This is a genomic window from Arthrobacter sp. zg-Y895, assembly GCF_020731025.1.
Taxonomy (GTDB): domain Bacteria; phylum Actinomycetota; class Actinomycetes; order Actinomycetales; family Micrococcaceae; genus Arthrobacter_B.
The window spans coordinates 405,294-418,439 of record NZ_JAJFZY010000004.1 but is presented as its reverse complement, the minus strand read 5'-3'; the positions used below and the strand labels follow the sequence as shown (position 1 = coordinate 418,439).

The following is a 13,146-nucleotide window of genomic DNA, read 5'->3' as shown; positions in this document are numbered from 1 at the left end:
GGCTTGCATTTGTGAGTGAATCTACCAAACTGGCCACGACCCCCTTGAGCAGCAACATCAACGGCGACATTAACGGCAACACGGAAGACGGCGGCAAAACGAGCGTTGATAACGGCAGCACCGCCGTCGAAAGCCCGGGCGCCCCGGGTGCAGCGGCCGCTTCGCTGGGAACCGTGAACGCCGGGGGACACAACCGCCTGCTGGTGATTGACGGACACTCCATGGCGTTCCGGGCCTTCTACGCGCTCCCGGCCGAGAACTTCTCCACCGACACCGGCCAGCACACCAACGCCGTCTACGGTTTCACCTCCATGCTGATCAACCTGATCAAGGAGGAGAAGCCCACTCACGTGGCCGTGGCCTTCGACCTGGACACACCTACCTTCCGGTCTGAGGAGTACACCGAATACAAGGGCGGACGGAACAAGACGCCCGAGGAGTTCCACGGGCAGATTGACCTGATCATCAAGGTCATGGAAGCCATGCGCATTCCCACGCTGTCCATGGACGGCTACGAAGCGGATGACATCCTTGCGACGCTGGCCGAGAAGGCGTCCGCCCTTAACTGGGACGTCATGGTCGTCTCGGGGGACCGGGATGCCTTCCAGCTGGTGGATGACCATGTCACGGTGTTCTACCCCAAGAAGGGTGTTTCCGACCTGCCGCGCATGGACGCCGCAGCCGTGGAAGCCAAATACCTGGTTCCCCCGGACAAGTACTCCGATCTCGCTGCCCTGGTGGGCGAGAGCGCGGACAACCTGCCCGGCGTCCCGGGCGTGGGTCCCAAGACCGCTGCCAAGTGGATCAAGCTTTACGGCGGGCTCGAAGGCATCCTCGAGAACCTGGACTCCATCAAGGGCAAGGTGGGCGATTCCCTGCGCGAGAACATCGAGGACGTCAAGCGGAACCGGCGCCTGAACCGGCTGCTGCGGGACCTGGACCTGCCGGTGGACCTCGAGGCCATGGCCGCCCAGCGGCCGGACCGGGAGGCCATTGAGGAACTCTTTGACGCCCTGCAGTTCAACGCGCTGCGCAAGCGGCTCTTCGACGTCTACGGGGAGGACGAGGGCGAGGCCGCCGCGCACGCCGAAGTGGCCGCCCCTGAACACAGCATCATCACCGATGCCGCGGAACTGGACAGCTGGTTCCGTGCCGCCAACCAGGCACGCACTGCCGTGCAGTTGGTGACGGAGGGTGCCGCCGGGGCGCGCGACGTCGTCGGCATTGCCCTGGTGACGGACGCCTCGGCCGCCTACGTGCCGCTCACCGAGCTCGACGGCGCCGCCGAGCAGGTGCTGGCGGATTGGCTGGCGGACCTGGACGCACCCAAGGTGGTCCACGATTTCAAGGAAGCCTACAAGGCACTGGCTGCCCGCGGCCTGCACCTGGCCGGCGAGGTCGATGACACCGCCATCTCCGGCTACCTGATCCAGCCGGACCGCCGCAGCTACGAACTGGCGGACCTGGCGCAGTACCACCTGAAGATGAACATCGTTCCCGCGGCGGCTGCCAGCAACCAGCTGGAACTGTCCCTCGGGGACGAAGACGCGGCAACGCCGGCCGTGTCCAAGGCGTTTGCCGCCCTGCGGCTGAGCGAGCACTTTGCCGGCCAGCTTGTGGAGCGCGGCGCCAACCAGCTGCTCGGCGGACTGGAACTGCCGCTGTCCGAGGTCCTCGCGGAAATGGAGCTTGCCGGCATCGCGGTGTCCTCCGAGAAGCTGGACCGGCTGCTGGACGATTTCAGCGCCACCATCACCCGCGCGAGCGAGGAAGCCTTCCGGATCATCGGCAAGGAGATCAACCTCGGGTCCCCGAAGCAGCTGCAGGCCGTCCTCTTCGACGAACTCGGCCTGCCGAAGACCAAGAAGATCAAGACCGGGTACTCCACCGACGCCGATGCGCTGACGGACCTGATCGTGAAGACCGGACATCCGTTCCTGGAGCAGCTGCTCGCCTTCCGCGACGCGTCCAAGCTGCGCTCCACTGTCGAGGGCCTGCGGAAGTCCGTTGCCGACGACGGCCGCATCCACACCACTTACGCCCAGACGGTGGCCGCCACCGGACGGCTGTCCTCGGTGAACCCGAACCTGCAGAACATCCCGATCCGCTCCGAAGAGGGCCGGCGCATCCGCGAGGTCTTCGTGGTCGGCGAAGGCTATGATTCGCTGCTCACCGCGGACTACTCGCAGATCGAAATGCGGATCATGGCCCACCTCTCCGGCGACGAAGGGCTGATCTCCGCCTTCCAGGCGGGCGAGGACCTGCATCGCTTCGTCGGGTCGCACGTGTTCAACGTGGCCCCCGAAGAGGTCACCAGTGCCATGCGCTCCAAGGTCAAGGCCATGTCCTACGGCCTGGTCTACGGCCTGAGCTCCTTCGGCCTGTCCAAGCAGCTGGCCATCCCGGTGGACGAGGCCCGGACCCTCATCCGTGACTACTTCGAGCGGTTCGGTGCCGTGCGCGATTACCTGCGCGGCGTCGTCGAGCAGGCCCGCAAGGACGGCTTCACCTCCACCATCGAGGGCCGCCGCCGGTACCTGCCGGACCTGTCCAGCGACAACCGGCAGCTGCGCGAAATGGCCGAACGGGCAGCACTCAATGCCCCCATCCAAGGATCCGCGGCGGACATCATCAAGAAGGCCATGCTCGGCGTGGACAGTGAGCTGAAGGCGCAGGGGCTGAAATCCCGGATGCTGCTGCAGGTCCATGATGAACTGGTCCTCGAAGTCGCCGCCGGGGAGCGGGACGCAGTGGAGAAGCTGGTGCGGGCGCAGATGGGCTCCGCGGCGGACCTGTCCGTTCCGCTGGATGTCTCCGTCGGCGAGGGCATCAGCTGGCACGAGGCCGGGCACTAGGCGCTGCCGCCTAAACACAGGGGGAACCATGGAGACGGACCACAGCACGGACAGCACCGCGGACGGGCTGCGGTTCGCTTCCTTCCCCGCCGGCTACGACGCCGCGGACCCGGGCAAGGCTGACGAGTGGACGGCCAGGTGGGTCGACGCCGTCAACCTGGGCTTCCACGAGGACCGCACCAAAGAGGACCGGCTGCCGGCCCAGGTGGACGGTTACCTGCGGGACGGCCGTGTCCTGACCGCGGTGTACGACGACAACCTGCCGGAGTATGCCTGGGACCCGGCAGTGCCCGTGGCCACCTACGCCACCATGGTCAATGACCTCAACGTCGGCGGAAGCGACCTGCTGCCCACGCACCTGGTCACGGCGGTTACCGTCCGGCCCACGCACCGGCGCCGGGGCATCCTGCGGCGGATGATTACCGCGGACCTCACCCGGGCCAAAGACTCCGGCCTGGTGCTGGCCGCCCTCACCGCGTCGGAAGCAACCATTTACGGGCGCTTCGGGTTCGGGGCCGCCACGTCCACCGCCGGCGTCGAACTGGACACCCGCGGCGGCCTCGAATTCGCTGCCCCGCCGCGCGGCAGTATCGCGATTGCCGACGCCGACAAGCTCCGGGAGCTCGTGCCGGAAATCTTCCGGGCCCATCTGGAACGCACCTTCGGCGCCCTGGGGCGGCAGCATGCGTACGCCATGCGTGCTGCGGGGAAGTGGAGCGGGGAAAACACTGAACCGGACACGGCCATACGGGGTGTCCTCCGATACAACTCTGACGGCGTCCCGGACGGATATGCGGCCTACAAGTCGCTGGGCTGGCAGAACGAGCCGCATACGGTGAAGATCACCGATCTGGTGGCGGCCAGCGACGAGGCCTACCGCGAACTCTGGCGCTACCTCGGATCCATCGACCTGGTGGACCGGCTGACCTTCTCCGAGGCCCCGGTGGAGGATCCGCTGCCGTGGATGCTCGCCGACCGGCGCCGGTACAAGGTCAAGGACGTCGAGGATGTCCTGTGGCTGCGGATCCTGGACCCGGTGGCCGCCCTGACGGCGCGCGGATACTTCGGCGACGGCACGATAGTGCTCGACGTCGAAGATCCAATGGCGCTGGCTGGGGGGAGTTTCCTACTCGAGGTGCGCGGCGGCGTCGGAACCGCACGTCCGGCCGGAGTCGGAGAAGACGCGGACACGCCGCGGGTGCAGCTGACTGCGGCGGCACTCGGTTCCCTGTATCTGGGGGCCGTGAGCGCGCGGACGCTGGCGGCAGCCGGGTCGGTGCAGGCCGGGGAAGCGGCCCTGGGCGTCCTGGACGAGCTGTTTTCGGCCGGACCGGCGCCTTACTGCAGCACGCATTTCTAATCACCTGAGTGGCAGGCGGGTATTTTTCGACGTCAGCCCGGCAGTTCCCTTTGACCTGCGTTGGCGGGTCCGGCTAGACTGATCGGGCGCGTAATAGCGCAAGTTATAACCAATCCTGTCCATCTCCGGGCAAACAAGCTGTTCGTCTTCGGCACTTTCGTGCCTTCGGCATTCACTTGGGCAAGTATCTTGCCTGCGGGGGCCACCCGGCCCAACCGCCGGTTAGTGGAAACCAGTCCGGAATACAAAACAACTTCCACATCGGAGTCCCAACTACATGACCATCACCACCAACGAGAAGTCCGGTACCCCGCAGGTCGCCATCAACGACATCGGTACTGCCGAGGACTTCCTCGCCGCGATTGACGCAACGATCAAGTACTTCAACGACGGCGATCTCGTCGAAGGTACCGTTGTCAAGGTTGACCGCGACGAGGTCCTGCTCGACATCGGTTACAAGACCGAGGGTGTCATCCCTTCCCGCGAGCTTTCCATCAAGCACGACGTTGATCCCGGAGACGTTGTCTCCGTCGGCGATCAGGTCGAAGCCCTGGTGCTCACCAAGGAAGACAAAGAAGGCCGTCTGATCCTCTCCAAGAAGCGTGCTCAGTACGAGCGTGCCTGGGGCGACATCGAGAAGGTCAAGGAAGAAGACGGCGTCGTTACCGGTACCGTCATCGAGGTTGTCAAGGGTGGTCTTATCCTCGACATCGGGCTGCGCGGCTTCCTGCCTGCATCCCTCGTGGAGATGCGTCGCGTCCGCGACCTGGCTCCGTACATCGGTCAGCAGATCGAAGCCAAGATCATCGAGCTGGACAAGAACCGCAACAACGTTGTTCTGTCCCGCCGTGCCTGGCTCGAGCAGACCCAGTCCGAGGTTCGTTCCACGTTCCTCAACAAGCTGGAAAAGGGCCAGGTTCGTCCCGGCGTTGTTTCCTCCATCGTCAACTTCGGTGCATTCGTGGACCTTGGCGGCGTAGACGGCCTCGTCCACGTTTCCGAGCTGTCCTGGAAGCACATCGACCACCCCTCCGAGGTTGTCGAAGTTGGCCAGGAAGTCACCGTTGAGGTTCTGGAAGTTGACCTTGACCGCGAGCGTGTCTCCCTGTCGCTGAAGGCTACGCAGGAAGATCCGTGGCAGACCTTCGCCCGCACCCACGCCCTCGGCCAGGTTGTTCCGGGTAAGGTCACCAAGCTCGTTCCGTTCGGTGCGTTCGTCCGCGTCGAAGACGGCATCGAAGGCCTGGTCCACATCTCCGAACTGGCTGTCCGCCACGTGGAGCTCGCCGAGCAGGTTGTCTCCGTTGGAGACGAACTGTTCGTCAAGGTCATCGACATCGATCTTGAGCGTCGCCGCATCTCGCTGTCCCTGAAGCAGGCCAACGAGGGCGTCGATCCCGAGGGCACCGAGTTCGATCCGGCTCTGTACGGCATGGCCGCAGAGTACGACGAAGCCGGCAACTACAAGTACCCGGAGGGCTTCGACCCCGAGTCCAACGAATGGCTCGAAGGCTACGAAACCCAGCGCGCAGCTTGGGAGCAGCAGTACGCTGACGCCCAGGCACGTTGGGAAGCCCACAAGAAGCAGGTTGCTCAGCACAACTCCGAGGACATCGCTGCTGCTTCGGAATCCACCGATTCCGGCACCACCAGCTACTCCTCCGAGCCGGCCGTTGCCGAGACGGGTGCCGGCACGCTGGCTTCCGACGAAGCCCTGGCTGCACTGCGCGAGAAGCTCACGGGAAACTAATTCCCACTGGTTCCGCTGTCCGGTAAGTCGGACCGTGTAACTGCCTAAAGCGGGCCTCCACTTCGGTGGGGGCCCGCTTTTGCGTGCCCGGGCGTGTCTGGCTGCCCGTCGGCGATCGGCAACTCTAGGGTAGGGCCGGAGAACGGTTTTTCGATGTCGATCAGGGGGAGATCATGGCGGAACAAGGGGCCCGGCCGGAGCAAGGGGCGTATCCGCCGCAGCAGCAGTCATACCCATACCCGCAGCAGCCTTACCCGCAACAGGTTTTTGCGCAAACGCCTTACGGCCGCCCGGCGAAGGCCAGGTCCGGTGCCGAGTTCGCTGCCCTGATGACCGCCTCAGTGCTCACCGCCGTCGTCGGCGCCTATGCCACGCTCGTCGCATTCGTTGTCTTTATCAATCTCGGCATGACGCAGGGCGGTTCCGACGAGTCCGGGGAACGAGCGAAATACGAGGTTATGGCCCTGCTTCTGTGCCCCGGACCGTTCGTCGCCTTGGGCCTTGCCTGGGGCGGCTATGCCGTGCTCCGCCGGTTGAAGCATCCGACGGCGGCGCGGTGGTGGTTCGGTGCGGCACTGCTCATCTGGTTCATGGTGTTCCTGTTCTGGCTGGGTCCGGAAGTGGCGTTCCCCATGACGGAATCGGTATGAGGAACTTCCACATCACCGCTGACAATTACGACCAGTTGGTGGCGCAGGCCCTGTCCGCCGCCAGGTCCTACGAGCAGACCGACATCGAGGAAATGCCGGACGCCCGGTTCGACAGTCTGCTGGCGGCGATCCTGTCCTACGAAACGGCCAACGGCATCTCCCCGCGCCACGGGCTGCACTCGGCTGTCGGCCATGGGGGTGCCGAAGGCGGGAACGTCGAGCATGCCTCGCCGGCCGGATCCTTGGAAAAGCCCGGCGAGGAGAAGGTCATCGAGTTCGCCGCCGCGCACCCAGATGCAGTGGTTGAACCGAAGATCGACGGCATGGCGATTATTGTCCGGTATGCGGACGGGCACCTGGTTTCTGCTGCCACGCGTGGTGACGGCTACACCGGCGAAGACGTCACCGCCAAGATCCGCGCCGTCGAGGGGCTGCCCGGGTTGGCCGGCGCAGGCGACTTCGAAGTCCGCGGCGAGCTGTACCTGAACGACGGGAACTTGACGAAGGCCAACGCGATCCGCGCCGCGGCAGGCCAGGCGCCGTTCAGGAACGCCCGCAACGGAGTAGCCGGAATGCTGAACAAGGACGGCACCACCTACGCCGGCCTGTTCTCCTTCGCGGCATACTCCGCCACGCGGGACGCCGACGACGCGATGGAAGAGCTTTCAGCCCTGGGCTTCACGACGGCGCGGTCCCTGCTGCCGCGAGTAGTCCTGGCCGCGGAAGACCCGATGGCAGCGGTCGCTGCCCTGGGCGCGGTGCGTTCGGACCTGGGTTTCCCCATCGACGGTGCCGTCCTGAAGGTGCCCGCCGCCGCAGAGCGGAAAACCCTGGGGGAGGGACCGCATGCCCCGAAGTGGGCGGTGGCCTACAAGTACCCGCCGGCTCAGGTGCCTACCGTCATAGAAGACATCGAACTCGATATCGGTAAGACCGGGCAGCTATCCATCCGTGCCCGGTTCACGCCCGTGGACGTGGACGGTTCCACGATCGAATATGCCTCCCTGCACAACGTCCGGGACCTGTTGAAGAAGGACATCCGCATCGGGGACTCCGTTATGGCGTACAAGGCCAATGACGTTATCCCGCAGGTCCACCTCCCGCGCGCCGACCTGCGGGACCCCTCTTCCACGCCGTGGGAACCGCCGGCAGGCTGTCCCAAATGTGGCCGGGAATTCGACAAGTCCACCGAGTTGTGGCGGTGCATCAATCCCGAATGCTCGGTTTCCGGGCGGATTTCCTACGCAGTCTCCCGCGACGCCGGGTTGGATATCGACGGCGTCGGCGGCTCCACCGGGGACGCCCTTATCGAAGCGGATCTGGTCCGGGATGTCTCGGACATCTTTCACCTGACCGAGGACCAGCTAGCCAACCTGAGACTGGGCAGGGCCGAATCGGGTGCTGACCGGGTGCTCGGGGTCAAGAAAGCCAGAAAAATCATGGCCGAAATCGAGCAGGCCAAGTCCCGGCCGCTGAACCGGGTTATCACCGCCCTGGCCATGCGCTACACCGGACGGACCTTCGGCCGCCGGCTGGCCGCGCGCTTCGGGACGATGGAGAACCTCCGGCGCGCCTCGGTGGAAGAGCTCGCGGGTGTCGAAGGCATCGGCAAGGCCAAGGCGGAAGTTATCCATGCAGCGTTGAAGGACAACGGGCCGGTCATTGACCGCCTGGCCGCGGCCGGGGTGAATATGGGCACCCCGGTGTCTGCGCCGATGAAGGCCGCCAAGGCAGCCACGCTCGTCACCCCAGAGGGGGAGGCCATGAATGTGGTCATCACCGGCTCCCTGAAGGGCAGCGCGCTGGGCTCCCTGACCCGGGCGGGTGCCCAGGAACTGATCGAAGCGAACGGAGGCCGCGCTGCCGGTTCGGTCTCGAAAACCACGTCCCTCCTGGTGTGTGCCGAGCCGGGAAGCAGCAAGTTCCTCCGTGCGCAGGAGCTGGGCATCAGGATCGTGACGCCGGACGAGTTCGCCGAGATGCTCGGAGCGGACGACCGGTAGAGCGGCAGCCCCGCGTTGCGAAGCGGTTGAAAATGCGGGGCTCTGCCTAGGCCGAGTCCCGCACCACCAGCGACGTCGGGAGGCGGTTGACCCGTTCGGTCGGCCGGCCTTCAATCAGGTCCACCAGCACCTCCGCCATCTTTCCGCCCAGGGCGGTGATCGGGTGATGGATGGTCGTCAGGGCCGGACTAAGGCTGGTGGCATAGTAGTCGTCGTCGAACCCCACCACGGCGATATCCTCCGGGATGCGCAGCCCGCGTTCCTGCAGCACCGAATACGCACCCGACGCCATCTGGTCGTTTGCCGCGAAGACCGCGTCGATGTCCCTGCCGCGGTCCAGCAGGCGGCGCATCGCGGCCGCCCCGGAGGCTACGGTAAAGTCCCCGGTCTCCACCAGGGCGTCATCCAGGCCTGCACGGCGGACTTCAGCCCGCCAGCCGGCGAGCCGGTCCACACCTGCAAGCATGTCCTGCGGCCCGGCGATTGTGGCAATGCTGCGCCGCCCGGCGCCGGTGAGCCTGGCCGTGGCAGCCGCAGCGCCTTCCTCATTGTCCACTTCCACGAAGTAGCTCTGACCGGCATCCACGAGCGGACGCCCGGCGAAAACCACCGGCAGCTGACCGTTCAACCGCTCCCAGGAATGGTCGCCCGTGTGGTGGGAAACCACGAGCACGCCGTCCACGTTGCCGCCCAGCAGGTAACGGCGGGTTTTCTCCGGGTTGGATTCCGAGGAGGTCACCATGTTGAGCATGTATTCGGTGGTGTTCAGGTAGCGGGCGATTCCTTCCACCACACTGGCGAAGAAGGGATCCGCAAAGACCTTGGAGGTGGACTCCGGAACGAGCAGCGTCACCGTATATGTCCGCCGGCTGGCCAGGGTCCGGGCGGCGCGGTTGGGTACATAGTTCAGCGCCCGGACCGCCTTTTCCACCGAGTCGGCCATGCTCGGGTCAACGGAAGGGGAACCGTTGACCACCCGGGACACCGTGGCCCTGGAAACGCCGGCCAGGGCGGCCACCATTTCCAGGGTCGGCACGGGGCGCGCCTGGCCGGATTCAGCACTCACTGTTTTCTCCTACGCGACTGAGGGGCGAGACGCCCGATCGGTGCCCAGTTTACGGGACGTCACACCATCGAGGCGGCAGCCGTCCCACGGGTGCCGGAATCCTCGCCCCGGCTGGCCGCGATCAGCCGGCTGTAGGCAAGGCCGCTGTCCTTGACCGTGCGTTCCTGGGTGTCGTAATCCACCCGGACAATACCGAAACGCTTGCTGTAGCCCCAGGACCACTCGAAGTTGTCCATCAAGGACCACACGAAGTAGCCGCGGACGTCTGCTCCCGCGTCAATCGCACGGCCGACAGCGGCGATGTGGTCCATGATGAAGCCGGTGCGTTCGGCATCCGGCACGCTCCCGTCATCGCTCACGACGTCGTCGTAGGCTGCCCCGTTTTCGGTGATGTACAGCGGCGGCAGAGCCGGGTACTCCTCGCCCAGGCGGACCAGGAGCCGGCGGAGCCCGTCGGGGTTGACCTCCCAGCCCATGGCGGTACGGGGCAGGCCACGGCTCGGGAACGTGATGTGTTCGGCGCCGATCCATGGGGAGGCCACGGGCCTCCCGGAGCCGCCGGAATGGCCGTCGGCGCCGCTGGTGTCCGGGTGCCCGCTGATCTGGTCATCGTGGTAATGGTTCACTCCCAGGAAATCGATGGGGGTCCCGATGATCTCCAGGTCGCCCGGATGGATGGCCTCGGCCAAGCCAAACGGCTCCAGGTCCTTCAGCGAATCCTCCGGATAGGCGCCCCGAAGGATGGGGTCGAGGAAGATGCGGTTCTGCAGGGAGTCAAAGAGCCGTGCCGCTTCCAGGTCCACGGGATCGGAGGCATCCCGCGGGATGGAGTTGCTGAGGTTCAGCGTGATACCCAGCTGCTGGGCGCCGCGGGAACGGAGTTCGTTGACAGCCATGCCGTGGGCGAGGTGCTGATGGTGGACCGCTGCGATGGCGGCGCGGGGTTCCTGCCGGCCCGGAGCGTGTACCCCGGATCCGTAGCCCAGCAGGGACGAGCAGAACGGTTCGTTGAAGGTGGTCCAGTGCTGCACCCGGTCCCCAAGGGCCGAGTAGACATCATTGGCGTACTCAACAAAGCGGTACGCGGTGTCCCGGTTGGCCCAGCCGCCCTTCTCTTCCAGGGCCTGCGGCAGATCCCAGTGGTAGAGGGTGAGCCAGGGCAGGATCCCGGCGCCGAGGAGTTCATCCACCAGGCGGGAGTAGAAGTCCAGCCCCGCGCTGCTGGTGCCGCGGTCTCCCGGCCGCACCCGTGCCCAGCTGGTAGAGAAGCGGTAGGAGTCCAGTCCAAGGTCCTTCATCAGGGCGACGTCGGCAGGCATGCGGTGGTAATGGTCCACTGCTACTGCCGGAGTGTCGAGATTCTTCACGTTTCCGGGGGTCCGGGCGAACGTGTCCCACACGGAGTCTTCCTTGCCGTCCTCCCATGCGGCTCCTTCGACCTGGGCCGCCGCTGTGGCGGATCCCCAGATAAAGCCCGCTGGAAAATTCTTTCGCTCCGTGGCGTTGTTCGTCATTAACCCTTCACTGCTCCCTGCATGATTCCGGATATAAGTTGTTTTCCTGCCACCGCGAAAAGGATGAGCAGGGGAATGGTTGCCAGCACGGCACCGGTAAGGACCACCGCGTAGTCGGTATACCGGTTGGACTGCAGCTGGCTTAGAGCGGTCTGGAGGGTGGGGTTTCCGGCGTCGAGTACAAGCATCGGCCACAGGAAGTCCGTCCACGCGGACATAAAGGTAAACAGGCTGAGGATGGCCATTGCCGGCCTCGCCGCGGGCAGGGCCACATGCCAGAACGTCTTGATCATGTTGGCGCCGTCCATCCGCGCGGATTCGATCAGTTCGTCCGGAATGACGTCCACCAGGTACTGGCGCATAAAGAACACGCCGAAGGCCGTCACGAGCGTCGGGATGATGACGGCGCCGATATCACCGGTCCAGCCGTAGTGCCGCATCACCATAAACAGGGGAATGATTCCGAGCTGGGTCGGAATGGCCATGGTTGCCACCACTGCGACCATGAGCCCGTTGTTCCCGCGGAAACGCAGCTTCGCGAAGGCGTAACCCGCCAGGGTGGAGAACATCACCACGGAAACAGTGATGATGGTCGAGATCAGGATGCTGTTCCACAACGCCGTCCAGAACGGAATGGTGTCGAATACCTCGGCAACGTTCTTCCAGAAATTCCCGCCCGGCAGCAACGGAGGCCAGGTAAGGCTCAGCGCTTCATTGGACCGGCTGCCCACCACTGCGGACCACCACAGCGGGTAGGCGGACCCGATGAAGAAAGCGAGCAGCAGGCCGTAGGTCAGATAACCGGGGCGAAGGCCGTTGCCCAGGATCCGGTGCCGCAGCGCCGGGCGGCGGCGCGGGGCCCGCGGTTGGGTCCTCGGCGCGGTCTTTTCGACGATACTCACTTTTGTTTCCCTTTCACTGCGGGCCGGCGGCGCTGCCGTTTGCCGTCGGATGACGCTATCCGCCTGGACAAGGCCAGATTGAGGACTCCGAAAAGAATGATGATGAGGAACAGCAGCCAGGCAATGGCCGATGCAGCTCCGAAATCCTGCCGCTGGAAGGCCATCTCCCACAGGTAGAGAACGGTGGTCTGGAACTCGCGCTCCGGGCCGCCGGCATACGTGGGATCGAAGAGGCGCGGCTCGGTGAAGATCTGCAGTCCTCCGATTGTGGAAGTGATGACCACGAAGATCATGGTGGGCCGGATGCTCGGCAGGGTAATGCTGAAGAAACGCCGGACGGCACCGGCTCCGTCAATAGCGGCGGATTCGTAAATATCGCGCGGCACTGCCTGCATGGCGGCCAGGAGGATCAGCGCGTTGTAGCCGGTCCACCGCCAGTTGACCATGGATGCCACCGCCACGTGGCTGGGAAAGGTTTCGGTCCGCCACATGATCGGATCTATGCCGAAGTTGCTCAGGACGCTGTTGATGAGGCCATGCTGCTCGTTGAACATATAGGTGAAAATCAGGGCTACGGCAACCGGCGTAACCACGTAGGGGATGAGCACGCTCATGCGCCAGAACGTCTTGCCCCGGATGTTCTGGTCCAGGACTGCGGCTATCAGCAGGGCGCCCGCCAGCTGCGGAATCGCCGAGAGCAGGAAAATGCTCATCGTGTTGAAAAGCGAGTTCCAGAAGAACCGGTCGGCGAGGACCTCGGCGAAATTCCCCAGCCCGATAAAGTCGCCCTGGCCCTTCAGGAGGTGCCAGTCGTACAGCGAAACGTAGAACGTGTAGACCAGCGGAAACAGGCCCACCAGTGCGAAGAGCACGAAGAACGGTGAAATGTACAGGTAGGGAGAGGCTTTGACGTCCCAGACGTTCAGGCGCTGCCTAAACGTGGGTTTGATTTTCTCCGGCGGCGCGGCGGGCGCGGGCGGCTTCATGGTTACGGTCATATCGATTCTCACAGTCCATCAGGGGGCCTCCGGTTCCCCGGAGGCCCC

Annotated in this window: 9 protein-coding genes; 5 read left to right on the top strand and 4 right to left on the bottom strand. The window is 64.8% G+C overall.

Annotated elements, in window-relative coordinates:
* Positions 1-11: 11 nt before the first annotated feature.
* The 5 genes from polA to ligA all read left to right on the top strand — a co-directional run bounded on the left by polA (position 12) and on the right by ligA (position 8,618).
* Complete coding sequence (gene polA, locus LJ760_RS08660) at positions 12-2,855, top strand: DNA polymerase I (RefSeq protein WP_442860648.1); 2,844 nt, start codon at positions 12-14, stop codon at positions 2,853-2,855.
* 28 nt (positions 2,856-2,883) lie between these two features.
* Positions 2,884-4,215 carry a GNAT family N-acetyltransferase gene (locus LJ760_RS08655; RefSeq protein ID WP_227921794.1) on the top strand — a complete coding sequence of 444 codons (1,332 nt, stop codon included), beginning with the start codon at positions 2,884-2,886 and terminating at the stop codon, positions 4,213-4,215.
* 277 nt (positions 4,216-4,492) lie between these two features.
* Positions 4,493-5,965: a 30S ribosomal protein S1 gene (rpsA, locus tag LJ760_RS08650; RefSeq protein WP_227921792.1), complete on the top strand. Its 1,473-nt coding sequence runs from the start codon at positions 4,493-4,495 to the stop codon at positions 5,963-5,965.
* A 329-nt stretch (positions 5,966-6,294) separates the two neighbouring features.
* On the top strand, positions 6,295-6,615 hold the full coding sequence (locus LJ760_RS08645; protein ID WP_227921790.1) for a hypothetical protein: 321 nt from the start codon (positions 6,295-6,297) through the stop codon (positions 6,613-6,615).
* Positions 6,612-8,618: an NAD-dependent DNA ligase LigA gene (ligA, locus tag LJ760_RS08640; protein ID WP_227921788.1), complete on the top strand. Its 2,007-nt coding sequence runs from the start codon at positions 6,612-6,614 to the stop codon at positions 8,616-8,618. Before LJ760_RS08645 ends, ligA begins: the two co-directional genes overlap by 4 nt.
* A 46-nt stretch (positions 8,619-8,664) precedes the next feature.
* Here the strand turns inward: ligA and LJ760_RS08635 are convergent, their stop codons facing one another.
* The 4 genes from LJ760_RS08635 to LJ760_RS08620 form a co-directional block, all read right to left on the bottom strand.
* Positions 8,665-9,639, bottom strand: a complete 975-nt coding sequence (locus LJ760_RS08635; protein ID WP_231709403.1) for a LacI family DNA-binding transcriptional regulator — start codon at positions 9,637-9,639, stop codon at positions 8,665-8,667.
* Positions 9,640-9,743: 104 nt separating this feature from the next.
* A complete protein-coding gene (locus LJ760_RS08630) occupies positions 9,744-11,198 on the bottom strand; it encodes a GH1 family beta-glucosidase (protein WP_227921784.1) in 1,455 nt (484 codons plus the stop codon).
* Positions 11,198-12,100, bottom strand: a complete 903-nt coding sequence (locus LJ760_RS08625; RefSeq protein ID WP_374200041.1) for a carbohydrate ABC transporter permease — start codon at positions 12,098-12,100, stop codon at positions 11,198-11,200. The genes LJ760_RS08630 and LJ760_RS08625 overlap by 1 nt, the downstream gene beginning before the upstream one ends.
* Complete coding sequence (locus LJ760_RS08620; RefSeq protein WP_227921781.1) at positions 12,097-13,098, bottom strand: carbohydrate ABC transporter permease; 1,002 nt, start codon at positions 13,096-13,098, stop codon at positions 12,097-12,099. Before LJ760_RS08620 ends, LJ760_RS08625 begins: the two co-directional genes overlap by 4 nt.
* Between the last annotated feature and the right edge of the window lie 48 nt (positions 13,099-13,146).